The sequence below is a fragment of the Sorangiineae bacterium MSr11954 genome, from assembly GCA_037157815.1.
GTDB lineage: Bacteria > Myxococcota_A > Polyangia > Polyangiales > Polyangiaceae > Pendulispora > Pendulispora albinea.
The window spans coordinates 1,331,888-1,352,165 of the sequence record CP089984.1 but is presented as its reverse complement, the minus strand read 5'-3'; the positions used below and the strand labels follow the sequence as shown (position 1 = coordinate 1,352,165).

General features: G+C 67.2%; 19 protein-coding genes. 13 read left to right on the top strand and 6 right to left on the bottom strand.

Going from position 1 to position 20,278, the window contains the following annotated elements; all coding sequences use genetic code 11:
* Positions 1-306: 306 nt before the first annotated feature.
* Together LZC94_05520 and LZC94_05515 are read left to right on the top strand one after the other, a co-directional pair.
* Positions 307-561: a hypothetical protein gene (locus LZC94_05520; protein ID WXB20348.1), complete on the top strand. Its 255-nt coding sequence runs from the start codon at positions 307-309 to the stop codon at positions 559-561.
* Positions 562-574: 13 nt separating this feature from the next.
* Positions 575-1,090: a barstar family protein gene (locus tag LZC94_05515; protein WXB16734.1), complete on the top strand. Its 516-nt coding sequence runs from the start codon at positions 575-577 to the stop codon at positions 1,088-1,090.
* A gap of 3 nt (positions 1,091-1,093) precedes the next feature.
* Here LZC94_05515 and LZC94_05510 read toward each other — a convergent pair whose 3' ends face one another.
* Positions 1,094-2,308, bottom strand: a complete 1,215-nt coding sequence (locus LZC94_05510) for a hypothetical protein (protein ID WXB16733.1) — start codon at positions 2,306-2,308, stop codon at positions 1,094-1,096.
* Positions 2,309-2,497: 189 nt separating this feature from the next.
* Between LZC94_05510 and LZC94_05505 the strand changes: the two genes are divergently transcribed.
* The 5 genes from LZC94_05505 to speA all read left to right on the top strand — a co-directional run bounded on the left by LZC94_05505 (position 2,498) and on the right by speA (position 8,511).
* A complete protein-coding gene (locus LZC94_05505) occupies positions 2,498-2,683 on the top strand; it encodes a YdcH family protein (GenBank protein ID WXB16732.1) in 186 nt (61 codons plus the stop codon).
* A gap of 128 nt (positions 2,684-2,811) precedes the next feature.
* Positions 2,812-4,494, top strand: coding sequence for a protein kinase (locus tag LZC94_05500; GenBank protein ID WXB16731.1), 1,683 nt, complete (start codon positions 2,812-2,814; stop codon positions 4,492-4,494).
* A 96-nt stretch (positions 4,495-4,590) separates the two neighbouring features.
* Positions 4,591-5,703 carry an AAA family ATPase gene (locus tag LZC94_05495; protein WXB16730.1) on the top strand — a complete coding sequence of 371 codons (1,113 nt, stop codon included), beginning with the start codon at positions 4,591-4,593 and terminating at the stop codon, positions 5,701-5,703.
* Entirely contained in the window at positions 5,700-6,263 is a 564-nt protein-coding gene (locus tag LZC94_05490) for a hypothetical protein (protein ID WXB16729.1), read from the top strand. Before LZC94_05495 ends, LZC94_05490 begins: the two co-directional genes overlap by 4 nt.
* A 316-nt stretch (positions 6,264-6,579) precedes the next feature.
* Positions 6,580-8,511, top strand: a complete 1,932-nt coding sequence (gene speA, locus LZC94_05485) for a biosynthetic arginine decarboxylase (GenBank protein ID WXB20347.1) — start codon at positions 6,580-6,582, stop codon at positions 8,509-8,511.
* 279 nt (positions 8,512-8,790) lie between these two features.
* On the opposite strand, the gene LZC94_05480 is transcribed toward speA, so the two are convergent.
* The 3 genes from LZC94_05480 to LZC94_05470 all read right to left on the bottom strand — a co-directional run bounded on the left by LZC94_05480 (position 8,791) and on the right by LZC94_05470 (position 11,690).
* Positions 8,791-10,254, bottom strand: a complete 1,464-nt coding sequence (locus tag LZC94_05480; protein WXB16728.1) for a hypothetical protein — start codon at positions 10,252-10,254, stop codon at positions 8,791-8,793.
* Positions 10,255-10,271: 17 nt separating this feature from the next.
* Positions 10,272-10,910: a hypothetical protein gene (locus LZC94_05475; protein WXB16727.1), complete on the bottom strand. Its 639-nt coding sequence runs from the start codon at positions 10,908-10,910 to the stop codon at positions 10,272-10,274.
* A 186-nt stretch (positions 10,911-11,096) separates the two neighbouring features.
* Positions 11,097-11,690: a tRNA (guanine-N7)-methyltransferase gene (locus LZC94_05470; GenBank protein WXB16726.1), complete on the bottom strand. Its 594-nt coding sequence runs from the start codon at positions 11,688-11,690 to the stop codon at positions 11,097-11,099.
* Positions 11,691-11,980: 290 nt separating this feature from the next.
* Here LZC94_05470 and LZC94_05465 point away from each other — a divergent pair, with 290 nt between their 5' ends.
* From LZC94_05465 to LZC94_05445, 5 genes are all read left to right on the top strand, one after another.
* On the top strand, positions 11,981-12,562 hold the full coding sequence (locus LZC94_05465; GenBank protein ID WXB16725.1) for an RNA polymerase sigma factor: 582 nt from the start codon (positions 11,981-11,983) through the stop codon (positions 12,560-12,562).
* Entirely contained in the window at positions 12,559-13,308 is a 750-nt protein-coding gene (locus LZC94_05460; GenBank protein WXB16724.1) for a zf-HC2 domain-containing protein, read from the top strand. Before LZC94_05465 ends, LZC94_05460 begins: the two co-directional genes overlap by 4 nt.
* Positions 13,308-14,258 carry a DUF4097 domain-containing protein gene (locus tag LZC94_05455; GenBank protein WXB16723.1) on the top strand — a complete coding sequence of 317 codons (951 nt, stop codon included), beginning with the start codon at positions 13,308-13,310 and terminating at the stop codon, positions 14,256-14,258. Before LZC94_05460 ends, LZC94_05455 begins: the two co-directional genes overlap by 1 nt.
* A gap of 45 nt (positions 14,259-14,303) precedes the next feature.
* A complete protein-coding gene (locus LZC94_05450) occupies positions 14,304-14,723 on the top strand; it encodes a hypothetical protein (protein ID WXB16722.1) in 420 nt (139 codons plus the stop codon).
* A gap of 250 nt (positions 14,724-14,973) precedes the next feature.
* Entirely contained in the window at positions 14,974-17,046 is a 2,073-nt protein-coding gene (locus LZC94_05445) for a hypothetical protein (protein ID WXB16721.1), read from the top strand.
* Here LZC94_05445 and LZC94_05440 read toward each other — a convergent pair.
* The gene (locus LZC94_05440; protein WXB16720.1) at positions 17,022-18,080 is read right to left on the bottom strand and encodes an AraC family transcriptional regulator; all 1,059 of its coding nucleotides are present in this window, start codon (positions 18,078-18,080) and stop codon (positions 17,022-17,024) included. The two genes, LZC94_05445 and LZC94_05440, sit on opposite strands and share 25 nt — an antisense overlap.
* A gap of 51 nt (positions 18,081-18,131) precedes the next feature.
* On the opposite strand from LZC94_05440, the gene LZC94_05435 reads away from it, so the two are divergent.
* A complete protein-coding gene (locus LZC94_05435; protein ID WXB16719.1) occupies positions 18,132-18,842 on the top strand; it encodes an SDR family oxidoreductase in 711 nt (236 codons plus the stop codon).
* Between the two features lie 126 nt (positions 18,843-18,968).
* Here LZC94_05435 and LZC94_05430 read toward each other — a convergent pair whose 3' ends face one another.
* A complete protein-coding gene (locus LZC94_05430) occupies positions 18,969-20,162 on the bottom strand; it encodes an ester cyclase (GenBank protein ID WXB16718.1) in 1,194 nt (397 codons plus the stop codon).
* Positions 20,163-20,278: the final 116 nt, after the last annotated feature.

The following is a 20,278-nucleotide window of genomic DNA, read 5'->3' as shown; positions in this document are numbered from 1 at the left end:
GCGGGCGGTTCCGGCGGCAGCGCGGGTGGAGGCTCGGGCGGTTCCGGTGGTGGAGCCGGCAGCGGCGCGGGCGGTTCCGGTGGTGGAGCCGGTGCGGGCGGATCGGGCAGCAGCGCGGGCGGTTCCGGTGGTGGAACCGGCGCAGGCGGATCGGGCAGCGGCGCGGGCGGTTCCGGCGCGGGTGCAGGCGGATCCGGCGCAGGTGGATCGGGCGGCGGAACGACGGGACCGGTGCTGCCCGTCACATCACCGCCCGGCGCAGCAGCCGTAACGATACCTCCCGCCGCGGTGAGCGCTGCGGCGGGCATGAACACGAGCGGCACGACGAAGCACGGAAAGTTTACGTATTACAACTCGAACACGGTTGGCGGGACCAAGTTCAAGAACAACGGGGGCGTGCTACCGACGACCGACGGGAGTGGCAACCCGGTGACCTATACCGAGTACGATATTCATCCGCACAAGAAGGGCGTCAACCGAGGCGCCGAACGGGTCGTCATCGGAAGCGATGGCCGAAAGTGGTACACCAACGACCACTACAGCACCTTCACCAAAATGTGATGCACTACATGCAATGAGTACATCCGACTTGCTGAAGCCAGGTCCGCCATCCATCGCCCAGTGGATCGCGCCCCCCGACACCGTGAGCACCGCGATCTGGAAGCTTCGTGGCGAGACCGCGGCCGCGCGCACCTTCATCGGCACCTTGCGCGGAAAGCGCATGCGAACCCGCCAAGGCGTCTTCGACCAGTTCGGCGCGTTGCTGCAGTTCCCCACGTACTTCGGCGAAAACTGGGACGCGTTCCTCGACTGCATGCGCGATCTCGATTGGCTCCGTGCGAGCGGCTTCGTGCTCGTCGTCTTCGACGCGGCGGATGTCTTGGCGGATGCGGATGCCGGCGAGCTCGACACCCTTCTCCAGATCCTCACCGAGGCGGCCGAGGCCTGGGAGCAAGGCGACGATCTCAGCCCGCCCACCCCTTTCCACATCATCCTGCAGACCACGGCCGAACGAGCTCCCGAGCTGCGCGCCAAGCTCACGCGCCACGCCCCCGCGATCCCGGTGCTGGAGCTTCGGGATGCTTCGTAGCGGCTAACGCACCTTCCCGCTCGCCCGCTGCTTCTCTGCCTTCTTCTTCATGATGTCCAGCGCCCCCTGCACCTCGGCCTCGGTGAACGGGAACCCCGCAAACACCGCCTTCTCCTCCTCGAGGGCCTGCTCGATCTGACGCTTCATCTCCTCGGCGCGGCGCACCCAAGCGGAGGAGTCGAGCTGTTTTTCCCCGATGACCAATGTGCGCTTCGTCATCTCGAGCCCCTTCTCGAGGAGCACGCGGTAGCGAAGGTGCATGATGGCGTAGAAGATCGACTTTTGCTTGTCCGTCTTGGTCAGCAAGGTCGGCGGGATGAGCATCAAATCGTGGTGGAGCCTTCGGTACATCTCGCCCACCCGGTAGCCGCTCATGGCGATCCAGTGGGCATCGATGGATCGCATGGCATCGCCGTAGGCGGCTTGCGCGTCGAGCAACCCTTGGCAGCGCGCTTCCATCTTGGAGAGGAAGTCCGGGGAGACGGCGGCCGCGCTTGGAAGCTCACCGCTCGGAAGCGGATTGACGAATTGAACCCGCTCGGATCGGACGCGGCGGATTTCGCCGAGCGCGAATTTGAGCTGCGATGCGGCGGTGGGGAGGCGGCCGGTCATGCCGTAGCGGTGTTCTTCGACCAGGTCGAGACCGTTCTGCACATCGATCATCGCGCGCGCATCGTCGCCTTGTTCGATGCGGGCGAGACCGCGTGCCCCGAGACCGGTCATACGGTCGACCGGATCGAGATCGTCGCGTGCGAGCAGGACCTCCGCGCCATCGCCGAGGGCCTTCCACTCTTCGAGGTAGACGGAGAGCGCGAGCCCGCGGAGCAGCGCGGGGCGCGCCAGCTTGTCACGCGGAAAGCGCCGCGCGAGCTCGGAGAACGAGTCGCGGGCGCGATCGCGCACCTCGAGGCCCTCGTAGGCGCTCCCCAGATCGAAGAGCACGGCGGGGTGCAAAGCGTCCTCGGGCGGTAGCCGGATCAAGGTCTCGAAGATATCGGCGGCCTCGCGCCATCGCTGGCCGAGGAGGGCGCGCTCGCCGCGCTCGAACAGCTCTTTTTCCGAGCCATCGAGGGTGGGCGTGACGACTTGGGTGGGGACGCGAACACGAAGCGGCGGCGAAACGGCCTCTTTTGCGGGGGTTGGCGCGTGGGCGCTGCACCCGAACGAGGCCAGCAGCGTAAGAAACAGAAAAGAAACGAGAAAAAAAGGACTCAGCAAGGCAGACGCCAGCTGCAGCATGCTGCGTGTGGGAGCTCGGGAAATCAGCAGTGTTTGCATGGGAATACAGGTCGGGTGGTCCGCGTCATCCAGTTACTACGGTGATGATGACGCAAAGCGCGACCGCCGTCGTCTGTTGACGTCGCGCGAGATTGTCTTAGCGTTTTAGAATCACCGCCAGGAGGACCCATGAAGCGAATGGTTCAGAGCTCCGTGAGCGATTTGGAAGCACAAACGCGCGACCTCGAGCATCAGATCCACAAGCTCGAGCGCAGGGGTTTTCATATGACCCCCATGGAGCAGGAGCAGGCGTCACGGCTCAAGAAGCTTCGGCTAGCCAACAAGGATCGACTCGCCTCGCTCCGCCCTGAGTAGTCGCAGTAGCCCACGAATTTGCCGACATCAGCCCTGAATTGACCGGGGCGAGGGTTGCAGATTAACGTTGTGCGTCGCTTGAAAGCTTGTGTCTCGTCGGCTCCGTTGGCTTGAGGAGACCACACACGTTGAAAACGCCCTTGCCACCAGAATCGCAGCTCTCGCCTACACCCTCGCCCGGTGCAGCGTCGTCTGTGCGCGCGGCGCCCGGTGGAGATGCGGCTGCAAGTTTTGGGCGCCCGCAACGTTTTGGGAAGTACACACTGCTTCGCAAGCTCGCCACCGGCGGCATGGCCGAGCTCTTTCTGGCCCTCCAGAGGAGCGTTGCGGGGTTCGAGAAACTCGTCGTCATCAAGCGGATCCTGCCGCGACTGAACCAGGATCGCGCGTTCATCGAGATGCTTCTGCACGAGGCGCGGGTCGTGGCCACGCTCTCGCACCCGAACATCGTCCACGTTTTCGACCTCGGTCAGGTCGATGGAACCTATTTCATCGCCATGGAGCACGTCCACGGCGAGGACATTCGCTCCATCGCCCGCCAGATGCGTCGAACGAGCGCTCCTTCAGGAGAGCCAGGAAAGCCCCGCGAATTTTCCCGCGAGCACGCGCTCCGCATCGTGCTCGGGATCTGCGCGGGGCTCTCCTATGCGCACGAAAAGCGCGACCTCGATGGAACGGCGCTCAACATCGTGCACTGCGATGTCTCCCCTCAAAACGTGCTGGTCACATTTTCGGGCGACATCAAAATCATCGACTTCGGAATCGCCAAGAGCGAGCGCGCGCTGCACGCCGACACCACCGGGAAGCTTCGAGGGAAGGTTCCCTACATGTCACCGGAGCAAGCACGCGGCGAGCCGCTCGATGCACGGAGCGACATTTTCTCGACCGGCGTGATCCTGTTCGAGCTCACCACCGGACACCGCCTCTTCAAGACGTCGAGCGAATACGAAACGCTCCGGGCCATCTGCGAGCGCGATTACCCAAGGCCGTCCGATCTCGTCGCCGGCTACCCACCGGCGCTCGAGGCCATCGTGATGCGCGCCCTCTGCCGCGACCGGGAAGGCCGCTTTCCCACGGCGCGTGCGCTGCAGGCGGCGCTCGAAGATTTCGTGCGGAGCGAACAGCTGGTGGTGAGCCCCATCGGGCTCGCGCACTTCATGCACACGCTGTTCGCCGAGAAGCTGGTCTCCCAAAAAGAAGCCCTCCTCTACGGCCGGCAGCTGGCCGAGGCCATCGAGCCGGGGGGCGAGGGCCCCGCGAGCGATCGCACGGATCGGAACGATCGAAACGAGAAGGAGTTCGGCGGCGCACACCTCAGCATGCCCGCCGCCTCGCACACCGTCACGAGCTCCCTTCCGGGCATCGGTCGCGCGTTCCCATGGGCCTTTGCGGGCACCGCGGGAACCGCCATGCTGGTGGTCCTCTTCGGCGCAGCGTTCTACGCGAACCACGCGAAGCGGGGCGCGCCACCTCCCACCGCAACGGTATCCGAATCGCCGGCCGCGGGCGTAGGCGCCCCATCGACACCGGCTGTCGTGTCCGAGTCGCCCCAGCCCGCCGGCGTCCCCGCGCGCGCCTCCGGTTTCGCGCGCGCCGCGGCGCCCGCGACCGGTAAGCTCGACGTCGCCGCGGCGGGGGGCACGTGCACCGTGGCCATCGACGGCAAGGCGTTCGGACCGACGCCCCTCTCGGCCATCGAGCTACCGGCGGGGGCGCACGAAGTCGCTTGCACCGCTCTAGGCGGCAAGACGCAATCGGCGACGATCCAGGTGCCGGCGGCGGGTGCCGTGCGGCATCGGTTTGCGCTTTGAGGCCTGAAATGAGGCGCCGGTACGCGTTGGGAGCAGCCACACGGCGCGAGCGGTTCGAGACGAGGGAGCGTATGTTTCTTTAAGAGAAACAGCGACATGTTGAGCTCACTCGAACTGTGCGACTGGAAAAGCTTCGGAAAGGGGTCGCGAAGCCGGCTTCCGTTTGCGCCATTGACCTTGCTCGTCGGGCCCAATGCCAGCGGGAAGAGCAACGCGCTCGACGCCCTACGGTTCTTGCAGGGGTGCGCCCTCGGTTATCCCGTGGACCATGTCCTCGGCGGCCGCTGGGAAGGACAGCGTCAGATTTGGCCCCCCATTCGGGGTGGCATCGTGGAGGCGGCACGCCAAGGGTCCAGCCGTTTCACGCTGGTGGCAAAATGGTCGTTCGGTTCCCGCGAGCTCGAGTACTACCTCATCGTCGACACGGGCGAAGGGGTCCAGATCGCCGGCGAAGGCCTCTTCGAGCCTTCCAATGTCGATGAAGGTGGCGATGTCGTCGCTCGGTTTCACAGCCACGGGGGAGGTTTGCGACAGCTCCTCGGACAGACGGAGAGCGAGGTTCGTACGGCCCTTCGCCAGGCCGTTTTCCTGGACATTCAACCGTCCCTCATGCGCGACTACCGGCCCGAAAACGGCGCGCACCTTGGCACATCCGGAGAGAACATCTCGCCGGTGCTCGAAGCCTTGGGCCGCACCCCGGGACGTCTCGAGGACATCGTCGAATGGCTATCCGAGCTCTGCGCGCCCGAGATCGAGCGCATCGAGTTCGATCGCACCCGGCTGCGCGAAGTCATGATGCTCCTCGTCGAGCGCAGCGGCCGAACGATCTCGGCCCGAAGCGCCTCCGATGGAACCCTCCGCTTCCTGGGAGAGCTCGTGGCGTTGCTCACCTGCCCGGAAGGATCCCTGGTGGTATTGGAGGAACCTGATGTCGGCCTCCATCCATCGCGCATCCGGCTGCTCGCCGAGCTCCTCGAACGGGTAACCGCGGAGCGAAATATCCAGGTCGTGGCCACCACCCACTCCCCGACCTTGCTGGCGCACCTCTCCCCCGAGGCGCTCGGAAACGTCATCGCCTTCGGGCGGGACCAGGCCGAAGGGACCACGGTCTGCTCACGCCTGAAGGACCTGCCGCACTTCGCGACGCTCCGCGACGCCAAGGACCTCGAGCATCTCGTCTCCACCGGTTGGCTGGAGCGGGCACTATGAAGGTCCTCGTCATTCCAGAGGACCAAGAGCTCGATCGCTACATCGTCAAACCGGTGGTCGAAGCCATGTTCCAAGACCTGGAAATCCGAGCCCGCATCGACGTCCTCCCGGAGCCGCGTTTGCGGGGCTCGAGCGATGCCCTCGATCCAACGATGATCGCAGACATCATCCGGAACAATCCGATGATCGACTTGTTTCTTCTGGTCGTGGACCGGGACTGCGATCGCGCGAGCAACACGGCGAAGGCGCTCGCACGGCAGGCTGAACATCCAGGCAGGCTGGTCGCCTGCGTTGCCATACAGGAAATCGAAGTCTGGATGCTTGCACTCTACAAGGACACCTTGAGCGTGCCGTTTACGACGGTGCGCGCGGAATGCGACCCGAAAGAGCTTTGGGCGGCCCTGCTGCTGAAGGAGCTGGGCGGGGATGGTCCAGGCCGCGGCCGAAAGAAGGCGATGCGCAAAATCTCGGGCGCCTGGCGGAGCTTGCGCGATACTTGCGTCGAGTTGCGCGATTTCGAGGACACAGTTCGAGCGTGGTACATGGCCAACAGGAGCTGAAAAGGTGCGAAAAAGACGGGTCCCCGCACCTGGTGAGGGAGCCGCGCCGGCACCTCGGACCTTTCCGCGCGGAAAGGAGCGCGGCGGTTGGCGGGAGGGCCGTTGCAATGAAGACACCGCCATGGCGTCGCCACGCGTTCGTGACAGATAAAAAGCGCAGCCGGAGGGGCATTCAGTTCTTGAACGGCTGGCCCGCGTAGCGTAGTAACCGCGAATAGTTGAAGGCGACTTGCAATCGGCGGCCTCCGCGCGAGCAAAGAAGTTCAGCGCCGTAAAGATAACGCCCCAGCGCCCAGAGGAGTAGCCATTGAACGACGTGTCGCGAGAGTCCCCGCCGCCACCCGACGTCTGGAGCAATGACGATGCGAAGGAGCTTTACCTCATCGACCGATGGGGCGCGGGCTACTTCGACGTCAACGACGAAGGGAACATGACCGTGGCGCCGCTCCAGGAGCGGGGCCGCAAAATTGCATTGGCCGACGTGGTCAGGGACGCGCGCGAGCAAGGCTTGCGCACACCGCTGCTCATCCGTTTTCAGGACCTTCTGCACCACCGTGTGCGCACCCTGAATCTGGCCTTCGCCTCGGCGGTGGCCGAGAACAAATACCGCGGCGTCTACCGCGGCGTGTTTCCGATCAAGGTGAACCAGCTGCGCGAGGTGGTCGAGGAGATCCTCGACGCCGGCCGGTCGTTTCACCATGGGATCGAGGTCGGCTCCAAGCCGGAGATTTTTGCGGGGTTGTCCGTCCACACCGACAACGACTCGCTCATCGTCTGCAACGGTTACAAGGACGATGCGTACATCCGCATGGCCATGCTGGGCCGAAAGCTCGGCAAGAAGGTCATTCTCATCGCCGAGAAGCTCTCGGAGGTGCGATCCATTTTGCGCATTTCGGCCGAGATGAACGTCGACCCGCTCATCGGGCTGCGCGTGCGCCTGAGCACCAAGGGCGGTGGACGGTGGGCTGAATCGGGCGGTGAGAACGCGAAGTTCGGGCTCTCGACGGCCGAGATCCTGGCCGCCACGGAGATGATGAAGCAAGCCGGTAAAACGTCGGCGTTCAAGCTGCTTCACTTCCACGTGGGCTCGCAGATCCCGGATATTTTGATCATCAAGCGCGCCGTTCGCGAGGCCGCGCGGCACTACGCGAAGCTGCGCAAGATGGGCCACCCCATCGAGTACCTCGACGTGGGCGGAGGCCTGGCCATCGACTACGACGGCTCGCGCTCCACGTTCCACTCGTCGATGAACTACTCCGTCGAGGAGTACGCGCGCGACATCGTCTACAACATCATGGACGTGTGCGACGACGAGAAGGTCCCGCACCCGGACATCGTGACCGAATCGGGCCGCGCCACGGTGGCGCACCACTCGGTGCTGGTCATCCAGGCCTTTGGCTCCATCGAAAAGGTAGCCCCGGGACCGCTGGAGCGCGCCCACGACGATCACAAGCTGGTCAAAAACCTGCTGTACACCCTCGAAAACCTGGCGCTGGAGAACCTCAGCGAGTCGTGCCACGACATTCTGCAGGTCAAGGAGGAGTCCCAGAAGATGTTCGAGCTGGGGCTGCTCAACCTCGATGTGAAGGCGCGGGTCGAGACGCTCTTCTGGCAGACCGCCGAGCGGATGCAAAAGCTCGCCTCCCAGCTCGATGCGAGCGAGGTGCCGGACGATATCACCGAGCTCGGCAAGCAGCTGGTCGACCAGCACATTTGCAACTTCTCGGTCTTTCAGTCGCTCCTGGACCACTGGGCCCTCGGCGGATTGTTCCCCATCGTCCCGATTCACCGGCTGAACGAGCGACCGACGCAGCAGAGCACCCTGGTCGACATCACGTGCGACTCGGACGGCAAGGTCTCCAAGTTCATCGACCTAAGCGATGTGCGCGACACATTGCCGCTCCACACCTTGGACGACAAGCCGTACTTCCTCGGGGTGTTCCTGACCGGTGCATATCAGGACATCATGGGCGACATTCACAACCTATTCGGCCGCGTAAACGAGGTCCACGTCTTCCTCGATGACGACGAGGAGTGCGGCTACTACCTCGAGGAGACCATCGAGGGGAACAGCATCCGCGAAGTCCTCAGCATGACCCAATACGAGGCCCGCGAAATGGTCGCCAAGCTGAAGGCCCAGGTCGATGCCGCGATCAAGCAAGACCGTCTTCGCCCCACCGAGGGCATGCGGCTGCTCGCCGACTTCGAACGCGGCCTCGCCGACCAGACGTACCTCAGCTTCCCCTAGCCGCATCATCTTTCACCTCCCTCCCCCCAGGGTGGCCTGGGTGGGGGGAGACGAAGGCTTCGCTCGGGGACCAATGCCCGCAGGAGGCGAAGGCTCCGACCGGCGACCAATGCCCAGAGGCGAAAGGCTCCGACCGAGGACGAATGCCCGCCCAGAGGCGAAGGCTCCGACCGGGGACGAATGTCCTCCGGTGACGATGCGCCGAGACGAACGCGCGCGGGTAGTGGCGCGTCGCGGTTTGCCGCAGGTTCTCCACGGAGAAGAGCCCTAGTCCTAGGCTCAAAACGAAAGATCTTGCCCCTTGGGCTCATGCGCCGACACGAAGTCGCGCTGGTAGCGGCTCGTCGCGGTCTGCCGCAGGCGCTCGACCACGTCGGCGAGCTGCCTGGCGCGCTGGGCGCGGCGTGGCTCGGACGGAGACTGAGACGCGCCGGCCGCCTTTTGTAGCTTTTCGAGCTCGGCGTCGAGCGCCAGACCGTAGCCGAGGAGGTAGCGCGGATCGTTGGGCTCGCGCATGAGAACGGCGGAAAAGTCCCGCTCCGCGCTGCCAAACTGTGACGCGCGGGCGCGGTACAACGCGCGCCAAAAGAGAGGCTCCGGGGAGCGGGGATCGCTGGCGACCGCCGCGTCGATGTCCTTGCGCGCATCTTCGCTTCCGAGTGGGGCGCTCCAATCGCGAAGGCGCGCCCACAAGAGGAGCACCTCGGCGTTGGACATGGACCGCTGACGCTCGACCGCGCCCTTGGGCGGGAGCACCCGATAAATGCGCTCCTCGTAGGGCGCGGAGGGGGCCGAGACGTACTCGAGGAGGGCGCGATCGAGCTCGGCGGCGGGCACATCGCGGAAGGCTCGGGCCCAAGCTTCCGGCATCGATAAGCCTTGCCGGATGCCGCTCAAAAAGGCGCCGTAGCGCGCACGGTAAGGGGCGGGGCCGTGGTGCAGCATGTGGACGAGCGCCCAGGCCGCCGCGTAGTTGCCGGTTTCGGTGCGCATGCGATCGTGGTGCGACGGGGTGCGGGCGTCGTAGAAGGCCTCGCGGTCCATGCGAATCAGCTGCGACGCGGGCGGCATGCGCACCCGAAGCTGCCCCGTCACGGTGACCGGAACCAAACGCCGTCCCATCCGCGCCCCCTCGGTCCGCGCCAGCATGCCGTAGAGCGGCAGGGTCGGAACCGGGAGGCCCACGGAGACGATGTCGCCGTCGAGGACGAGGGTCGAGTAGTAAAGGGCGAGGCCCTCGTCGAGCCACACGGGCCGGGCGCGGAAATTCTGCTGCAGCACATGGTGCGTCAGCTCGTGCAGAAAGACGGTGCGCGTCGACTCCGTGAAGTCGCCGTAGAGCGCCAAGGTGGGCACCGGCTCCGGATCGTTGGGGAGCTTGCCCAGCGAAAAGCCTTGGATGCCCTCACCGCTGAAGCGACGAAAATCGATGGCGCGCTCCAGCAAGACGATTTGGATGCGTGGACCCGCGAACGGATCGGTGGTGAGGGCGTGGTCGACGAGCACGCGGTAATACGTCTCGAACTCCGACAAAGTGCGGCGCGCCTCGGACCCCTTGAGATCCGTCAAAAGGATGAAGTGCTGCGAGGTGAGCTCCGTCCACGGTGGACCGCCACGCCCCGGCGGAACGAGGGGCGGCGTAAAGTCGACGCAACCTGCCATCGCGAGCGCAAACACGAACGCGAACGAAACCGCGAGCCAGGAGCCCACGAGCCTCGACACGTGGACGACGAGCCGGCTCACCCCCCACCCCCAGCGAGCTATGAGCGCAAAAGGAGCGCAAGAACGGTGGCCCGTTCGATCGGGCCCCAAGCCGAGAGCCGACTTCCGATCTCGAGGCGCACGCGCTCGCGCCCCCCGCCGCAGCTGCGGTAGCCCTCGAAGGAGCCTCCGCCCCCCCGCAGCTCGTAGCCGCAGCGGCCCACGTGACCGCTCCACTGATCGGCGCCCCACGCGTAGTCCGAGAGCTCGCCGCCCACGAGCCCGCGCGCGTGCGTCACCCCCTTCGGTGCCTCCTCGAGCGAAAGGTTGAAGGGCGCATTGTCGAAAACACCGCTTGCCCTCCCCTGCTCGAACACCACGCTCACGGGTCGCTCGAACACCGAACCTTGAAGCTGCGCCCTCTGCCCGGGCTCGAGCGCCCCGATCTCGCCGCGCATCGCATCTTCGCGGGGCTCGCCGGCGCGCGATAGCTGCAAGCGCACCGCGGCGCCGAAAAGCTCGCCGTCGCGAACTTCCGCCGTGATCGCATCGCCGTTCGCCACCCAAAGGAGGAGCCCCTCGCGCGGTGTTCCCGCCGCGTTCTGCCCGGCCGCGTTCGGAGCACCCCCGGAACCCGCCGATGCGCAGCCCACACCGAAGATGATGCACGCCAACGGCGCAAGAATGGAACGTCGCATCCTCTGGTCGTACCCCCGCGACCCCGTCGCGTCGAGCCCACGGGGAGCGTGAAACGCATTAAAAGAGGCAGACGCGTCGAATCAACCCGCGCAACAACGCGCGTCAATGGCCGAGTCAAAAACGAACCATCCGCCGAGTCAAAGACGAGCCATCCGCCGAGTCAAAGACGAACCATCCGCCGAGCTTCAAACGCGACGGAAGCGCAAGCGATGGACGGGAAGACCATCCACGATGGCCCGCTTTTCGCGCGGGCTCTCCGCGTTGTACGGATTGTTGGCGAGGGCCGGGCTCCCACCTTCGTCGCCAAAGGGGACGAAGAGCGGACATGCGCGGATTTCGGCCTCGTAGAGCGCGGCGCGCTCCTCCACGTCGGTTTGGACGAAGAGCTCACCGCCCGGCTCGAGCAGGCGCGCCATCTCGGCCACGAAGCCTTGTTTGACGATGACGAGCCGCTTGGCGTGGCGCTTCTTCCACCAGGGATCGGGGAAGTGCAGAAAGATACGGCGGATCGAGCCATCGGGGCCGAGGCGCGGCAGCGCCAAGCCTGCGTCCTCGGCAAAGACGCGGGCGCGCGCGCCAAGCCCCGCCTTCGCCAGGCGCTGATCGACGATGGTGGCCCACTTTCGCCGCACCTCCAGACCGATGAGCCCCGCGGGCGCGGCGGCGGCGCGCTCGAAGACGAAGCCTCCGCGACCGGGGCCAATCTCCAGCTCGAGCCACTCGCCTTGAACCAACGACCGGACATCGACGGGCCCGTCTTCGCGGCTCGTGCCCCCCACCTCCGAATCGTTCGGTGCTGCAGGCGACAATCGGGGGGCATCGGCATACGGGCGAGGTCGGCGGGGCTCGGACATGGGCATGTTTGAACGGCGGTCCGGGTTATGGGCGGAACGAGGGTGGAAACGGAGGCTATCCCCGTCGGGAGACGTCCTCCCGCACGCCCCTTACTCCGAAGCAAATCGGCTTCGCAAGCGACCTGTTCCTTGAGAAAATCGCCCGCCGCGGTACCGGCCGTGGAACTTCGCCTAAACCCGCGCGCTCTGAGCGGCATCTAGGAACCGAACCTCCGATGACCGAGTTTGCCTTACCCGCTTTACCCCGATGGGGGACCTTCTTCGCCGGCGCGCTCCACGAATCGGGCGACCCTTTGGTGCACGCAGCCTGCGCGGGCGATGTGGGCGCGTTCGAGCAGCTCTATCGGACCCACGTCGGGCGGGTCCACGCGCTGTGCCTGCGCCTGGTGGCCGATGCGGCCCTCGCCGAGCAGCTCACGCAAGATACGTTCGTGCGGGCGTGGGAGCGGTTGAAGAGCTTTCGCGGCGAGAGCGCCTTTGCCACCTGGTTGCGCCATGTGGCTGTCAATGTGGTGCTCGAAGAGCGCCGCGCGACGGCCCGGCGCACACGGCGCATCATGCCGACGGGGGACGATGCGGTGCTCGGATCCGCGTCGGGCGCCCGCCGCGACGATGTGGGGCTCGATCTGGAGCGCGCCCTCGCCAAGCTGCCCGAGGGCCCCCGCACCGTGTTCGTGCTGCACGACGTGGAGGGGTATCAGCACCGCGAGATTGGCGATTTGCTCGGCATCGCGGAGGGCACGTCCAAGGCGCACCTGCACCGGGCCCGCACGCTGTTGAAGGAGGGGCTGCGATGAGCGATCCCACGTGCACGGCCTACACGGAAATCGAGCTGCAAGAGCTGGCGGACGGTGAGCTCGCGCCCGAGCAGGCCCGCGCCATCGACGCGCACGCGCGCGCGTGCCCCCAATGTGCGCAGTTCTTGGCGGGGGAGCGCGCGCTGGCGGCGCGCGTGGCCGAGTTGCCGCGCACCATCGTGCCGGGTCCCGACGTGTGGCGTGCCATCGAAGCACGCCTTGGCGCAGCGGGGCCCGATGCCACCGTGCAGCGGGTGCGCGAGCCCAAAGGCCGACGGGTCGCGGTGGGCCGCCGGGTCGCGGTGGGGGCGGGCTTCGCGCTCGCGGCGGCGGCCGTGCTGGCGCTCGCGGCGACGCGACCGTGGGCTCCTGCGGGTACGGGCGTGGCCCTCGCTCCAAGCACCGCGCCGAGCGATCTGCCTCTGCCGCAAGCGCAAGACAGCGCGACGAAGCAAGACGGGACGCCGAAGAAGGAGCAACCCGTTGCCAACCTCGAGGAGCAACCCTATCTCGCCGCCCTCGCGGCATTGGAGGCGGACTTCGTGAACGGCAAGAATGCGCTACCACCGGCCGCGGCGCGGGAGGTCGAGCAGAATTTGAACATTCTGGATGCCGCCATCGACACCATGCGTGGCGCGCTGATGGCGCAGCCGGACAACCTCGATTTGAGGTCGCAGCTCGCGGACATTTACCAGCAGAAGATCCACGTCGAGAGCGACGTCATCGATCTGGCGGCGAGGATCTGATGCGCACCAAGCTTTCCATCGTCCTCGCACTGGCTTCGCTCGCGTGCGCCAGCCTGGCAGCGCCCGTGGCGCAGGCGAGGCCCGACGAGCCGCTCGATACACGCCCGGCGGCCACCCACGGGGTCGTGACCATCGAGACAATCAGCGGCTCGGTCAAGGTGATCGGCTGGGGGCGCTCGGAGGTCGACGTCAAGTCCTCGGCCGATGGGGACACGCAGTTCTCGGTTCAAGGCGATCGCACGCAGATTCGAGCGCGATCGGCCACCTTGGAGGTGCGTGTTCCGGCCGCCAGCGCGCTGGAGGTGCGCGGCACGAACATCGACATCACGATCCGCGACGTGACGGGCGCGGTGCGGGTGGACACGGCCTCGGGCGATATTGCGGTGTCGGGCGCGCCCACGTCCATTTCGGCCCGAACGGCCAGCGGCAGCGTGAGCATCGACACCACCAGCGCGCAGACCACCGTGCGCACCATCAACGGCGACATTCGCGTGCGCGGCGCGCGAGGGACCGCGTCGATCGAGAGCGTGAGCGGCGAGTGCACCTTGAGCGGCGGCACCTTTCAGCACGTGGACATGCGGAGCACGTCGGGCGACTTGACCTTCGACGGCCAGCTCGCCGGCCAAGGCTCGTTCGATGTGCGCAGCCATAGCGGCGACGTGTCGTTCCTGGTGCCCGCGTCCACCAATGGGAATTTCGAGCTTCGAAGCTTCCGCGGCTCCATCTCGAGCCAGCTCGGCGGCGTGCGAACGGGAAACGGATCGCTCGAGTTCAAAGCCGGAAGCGGCGGCGCCGTCGTCCGCGTTCAGACCTTCAGCGGCGATATCCACATCGCGCCGCGCGGGGCATCTTCGCCCGCGCCACCCCCAGCGCCGCCCGCGCCGCCCGCACCACCAAAGCCACCGTCTCCACCTCAACCCCAACCCCAGCCAAACCAGCCCGGAAAATAGTACGACGATTCGACGCGAGACCACACAGCCCCCTGGGATGCCTCCATGAATCTAGTGACGTTGCACCTGCAAGCTTTGACGGCCGTCTTGAGCACCATCGCCACCTGCTCCGGCAGCACCGGCGATCTGTGCCGCAACTCGCCACAGGAGAACGAGTGGCACGGACGCGCCCAATTGCTCGACGTTCGAACGAGCCACGGGAAGGTGCATCTTCGTTCGACCGCGCGTGACCAAATCGAGGTCCGCGCCCGCGCCCGCGAGCCCGGCGAGCACGCCCTGTTCGTGCTGCGCGCCATCACACAAGGCCGAGGGGTCGTGGTCTGCGTGGCCCCGACGACCACCGGCGCGCGCTCCGGCTCCTGTCCGACCACCGACGGCGATTGGCCCGATCGCCACGCGCCGGTGGTCGACCTCGACGTGGTCGTCCCCGACGGGGTCACCCTGCGCGCATCGAGCACCACCTAAATCCGTCACCTCCGGCGTCACGCGGGCGGCTGATCGCGACGTGCTCGTCCCCTGCGGCGCCACCCTGCGCGCCTCGGGCGCCACGTGAGCCCGTCACCGCCGACGTCGCCACCGCCGCTGCGCCAAGCGGCGACGTCGCCGCGGCCGCTGCGCGAACTGCCACACCGTACGGCTGCTGCGCGAAGCGGCCACGCCGTATTAGTGTGCCGCCCCAGACATGGACCGGGACGCACACGGATGGGAAGGGCAGATGGCGGTATGGAGGGCACGCGCGGCATCTTCGTGGCCGTCGATCGCGCCGGCGGTGCTGGTGACCGCGTGCCTCGCATACTGGGCCATCGGCGGCGTTCTGGCGAAGCTCGGCCACCCGGGCGCGACCTTGGATGACTCGTTCATCCACTTTCAATACGCGCGCTCCTTCGCCGAAGGGCACCCGCTGCGGTTTCAGCCGGGCGAGCCCATCTCCACCGGGGCCACGAGCCTGCTCTGGCCCCTGCTCCTCGCGCCATTTTACCTGCTCGGGTTCCGCGATCTGGCCATCCTCTGGCCGGCGTGGCTCCTGTCGTTCGCCGCGCTGGCCATGCTCGCCCGCGAGGTCTACCGGCTTACGCGTCCGCTGGCCGGACAGGCCGCGGCCATTTCGGCGGCGGCCATGGTTCCGGCCTTTGGCGGCCTCGTATGGTGCGCCGCCAGCGGCATGGAGGCGGTGCCGTTCGCGTGGGCCATCGCCCGGACCATCCGCCTGTGCGCGGACTGGCCGGAGGTGGCCCGCGACAGGGATCCATCTACCGATGCGCGGAGGCGCCGGCATCTCGGGGAGCTGGTCGCCTTCGCGTGGGCGGCCTTTTTGCTGCGACCCGAGGGCGCCTTCTACACGCTGATCGCGACCGCGACCCTGCTCGTCTTTCCGTCGGGGCCGGGCCTCGGAGCGCGGGCCCGGGCGCTGCTCCCCCTGGCGGTGCCGGGGTTCGTGGCGCTGGGGTTGCGGCTGGTGTCGGGGAGCGTGCTCACGTCCACGGCGCACGTGAAGCTGCTCGTCGGCAATCCGTATTACGGCGGGGGCGCCCTCTGGGGTGCGGTGGAGTACAACGTCAAGCTCCTGTACGACACGCTCCTGAACGGAAAGATTTGGTCGGCCGAGTTCATCCCGGCTGGGGGCGCGGTGGTGGGGCTCCTCGGGCTCGCGTCCATCGCCTTTTTGGGGTGGCGCGAGCAGCAGCGATGGCGCGCGCTGCTCATCGTGCTCTTGGCGGTGGGCATCGCCATTCCATGTTTTTACGTGTCGTTTTTGTGGAACCGGCTTCGTTACCTCTGGCCGTTTGCCAGCGGGTGGTTCGTGGGGCTCGCGTGCTTGGCGCGCCTCGCGGGCGATGGGCTCGCGCGCATTCGCCCCCGATGGCGCATCGTCACCCCCATCCTGGGCGGGACCTTCGTGGGGCTCTTTGCGTCGAAGCTCTCCGGCACCTTGGACGACATCGCCAATTGCGCGAGCGGCATCGATCGGCAGCAAGTGAAGCTCGGGCGCTGGGCCAAGGCCAACCTGCCGCGCGATGTTCGCATTGGCCTCAACGATACGGGCGCCATCGCGTATTTCAGCGAGCGGCCCACCTTCGACGTGGTCGGCCTCACCACGCCAGGAGAGGGCCGTCATTGGGTGGCCGGCCCCGGCTCACGGTTCGAGCACTACGAGCGGCTCGCCGCCCTCGATCCCAAGCGGCTCCCCACGCACTTCATCGTCTACCCCGAGTGGATGGCGTGCGATCCGGTCCTGGGCGCGATGCTCACCGAGGCGGTGGTCCTCGACTCCACGGTGCTGGGCGGCACCACCATGCGCGCCTACCTCGCCGATTGGCGGCTGCTCGGATCGGGCGAGCGGCCGTGGACCTCGGGGCTCGACGACGCGCAGCGCATGGACGCGCTCGACGTGGCCGACGTCGCGAGCGAGGCGGAGCACGCCTACGATCTCGCGGGCGCGCGCGACGGGCAGAACCTCGTTCGCTCGGACGCCGTGGCCGAGAGCGAACGGCCGGCCACCGTCGTCGACGGAGGACGCACGGGCCGCCGCGTGGAGCGCTTCGTCCTGCACCTGCGCGACGGCGCCAAGGTTCGGGTGGTGGCGCGGCTCGAGAGCGCGGCGGCCAACGTGCTGCGCGTGCGGGTCTCCGGGCGCGAGCTCCCGCCCGTCACCCTCGCGGCCAGCGCGAGCTGGACGGAGACGGTGCTGGAGATCCCGCCGGACGCAGTGAAGGCCGAGACCCCCGTCGAAATCAGCGCCGCGCAGCCCTTTGCGGCCTACCACTATTGGGCATTTGCTTCGCCGTGATGCTCGGCGCGCGCGTGGAGCGTGCGCGCGACGCCCGCGCGATCTTCGCGCCCGATGCGGCGAAGCTCGCTCGGCGGTACCCCGAGGACGCGCTTGAACGCGCGGCTGAACGACGCCTCGGAGTCGTAGCCGAGACGTGACGCGGCCTCCGACACCGTGAGCCGCTCGCTGCGCAGCCAGCCGCTCGCCACGTGCATCCGCCAGCGCGCCAGGTAGCGCGCGGGCGAGGTGCCGACCACCGCGGTGAACCGCTCGGAGAACATCGAGCGCGACGTCTGCGCCACGTCCGCGAGCGACTCCACCGACCACGGGCGGCCCGGGTGCCGGTGAATGGCCGCCAGCGCCAGCCCGATCTTCGGATCGCGGATGGCGGCGAGCCAGCCGGTGGCGTCCTCGCTGCGGCCCTCTACCCAGGCGCGGATCACCCGGGTGATGACCACCTCCGTCAGGCGCGTGAGCACAGTGGCGGCGCCCACGCGCAAGGTGCGCACTTCGCTCGCCATCGTCTCGAGCAGCACGGGGAGGGTCGCGTCGCTCTTCGCGGCGTCGCGCACCAAGAGCACCTTGGGCATCAGCTCCAGCAGCGGGTGCACCGCCGGCTCTTCGAAGTTGACGCTGCCGCAGAAAAGGAGCGTCTCCGCCCCACCGCCGCCCTCGCGCAATACGTACGTCCGGTCGCCGATCTCCTCGAGCGGAAGGTCGTCGATGCTCTTCGTGCCGCCGCCCCGGCTGGTGTCGGTGAGCTCGTGCCCGGCGCCCAGCGGAAGGAGCGCCACATCGCCGGGGCCGAGCCGGATGCGTCCGCGCTTGGCGCCGCCGCCGCCCGCGGTGGGCAGCGCAGAGGCCGGCGGGCGCAGCCAGCACTCGCCGCTCGCCACGAAGTGAAAGCGCGCCGAGCGCTGGGGCGGAAAGTCGATGCCCCATGGACGGGTCAGCTCGCATCGCCCATACGCCACGCCCGAGAGGCGCAAATCCTGGAGCACCTCGCTCAGCGGATCGGGGGGCAGCGGCGCGTCGGATGAACGGTCATGCATTTGGCATAAAGTGTCATGGAATGTCCGGCGCGCCACCCTCAAAGTCCGTGCATGACCGAATTGACGAATCGAACGGTGGCCATCGTCGGAGGAAGCTCGGGGATCGGACTGGCGACGGCCAAGGCGGCGGCCGCGCGGGGCGCCAAGGTGATCCTCCTGAGTCGCTCGCAGGCCAAGGTGGACGAGGCCGCGACGAGCGTGGGGGGCGAGGCGCGCGCGGTGGCGTTGGACATGCTGGATCCGGAGGCTGCCCTTCGCGTCTTTGGCGGGCTCGGTACCCTCGATCATCTGGTGCTCACCGCGGTGGCCGACGAGCTCGCGCGCGCCGGGGACATCACGAAGCTCACCCCGGAGCAGGTCGAACGCAGCTTCGACAAGCTTCGAGGCTTCGTGAATGTCACGCGGGCGGCCGTCCCTCATTTGCAGGAGCGTGGCTCGATCACGTTCCTCTCGGGCGCGTCGGCGGCCAAGCCGATCCCGCGGATGTCGCTCTTGGCGGCCGAGGCGGCGTCGGTGGTGAGCTTCGGCAAGACCCTGGCGTTGGAGCTCGCCCCCGTGCGCGTGAACGTGGTGATGCCCGGCGTGGTCGACACGCGCATCCACACGCACCAGCGCGAGACCATCCGCGCCTTCGCCGAGTCGCTGCCCGCGCGCCACTTCGGACAGCCGGAGGACATCGCCGAGGGGATCGTCTTTCTCATGACCAACCCGTACGTCACCGGGCACACCCTCGTGCTCGACGGCGGCCTCCTCGCGTCCTAGCCGCCCGGGCGCCCAAGCTCGCCAGGCGCCGCGCGCCCAAAAAACGCCGGGCAGCTCGCGCCACAAAACGAAACCGGCGCCGCCCACGGGGGTGAGACGGCGCCGCTTTGCGTGCTTCGAACGCGCTTACTTCTTGGGGGCGGCCGGTGCCTTCGGCGCGGCAGCCGGTGCGCTCGAGCCCTTGGCACCGACGGCGCCGTTCGCGGCCTTGTCGGCCGGCTTCGCGCCCGCGCCGGGCTTGGCGGCGGCCGGTGCCGGCGGCTTGAAGACGCCGAGCTGGCCCACGAGCTCGATGCTGTTGCCGAACGACCAGCCCTTGGTGATCTTGCCGTCCTTGAACTGGATCACGTCGACGGAGTGCAGGTTCACCTGCTTGTTCGTCGCCTTGATGGGGCCGAGCGCGCCCTTCTGCGTGCCGACGAAGCTCGTCTCCTGGATGACGAAGTCGCCCACGCCGAAGGCGGCCGTCTGATCGCTCTTCGCGTCCGGGAACGTCTTCACGAAGCCCTGGAAGAACTTCTTCGCCGAGTCCTTGCCCTTGGTGGACTCGGGCTGCGAGTAGTCGGTCCAGTCCACGTCGTCCGCGAGCGGCGTCAGGAAGTCGGCTTCCTTCTTCGACTCGAAGGCGCCGTTGAGGCCCTTGACCGTCGCCAGGTTCTTGTCCTCTTCCGGCGTGCCCTTGGCGATGACCACCTCGGTCGACGCCGCGGCGGTCGGCACCGGACGGGCCTTGCCCTTCACGAGGCCGATCTGGGTGAACACCGTGTTGAGATCCGAGTAGCGGTTCTCTTGCTTGATGTGCCCATCGTTGTCGTACGTGACGAGGCTCACGCCGACGGCGCCGGCCGGCTTGTCGCTCGCCTTCACGCCCAGGTAGTCACCCGAGTGCGTTCCGCTCCAGCCGAACTCGAGCGCAGCCACGTCCTGCTTCACCCACGCGCGGCTCACCCAGAACTTCACGTCCTTGAAGGCGTCGAAGAACGCCTGCGTGCTCTTCTCGATGTCCGCGCGGCCCTGCGTCTGGCCGTGGTTGATCCAGACGCCCGGTATGGTGATGACGGCATCTTCCGCGTAGAGCGAAGCGACCTTCTTCGCGTCGTGGGCGTTGAGCGCCTCGACCAGTGCCTTGTTGGTCGCGGCTTCGAGCTCGCCCAGACCCGGCTTCACTTCCGGCTTGGGGGCTTCGGCCTTGGGGGCCTCCGGCGCGGGCGCCGGGGCGGGTGCGGGCGGCGGCGTCTGCGGGGGCGGCGCTGCCTCCTCACCCCCACCGCACGCGCTCACGAGAAACCCGAAAATCAGCGCCACATGTCCTTTTCGCATCGTTCAGCCTCCCGAAGGTCTCCCCTCGTTTCTAAGTTGGTCCCGTTCTCTTTTCCCGGTGGGGGCTCAAATCGCTCGTTTTCTAGCCTCCCGTCAAGCCCCCCGGCCCGGGTTTA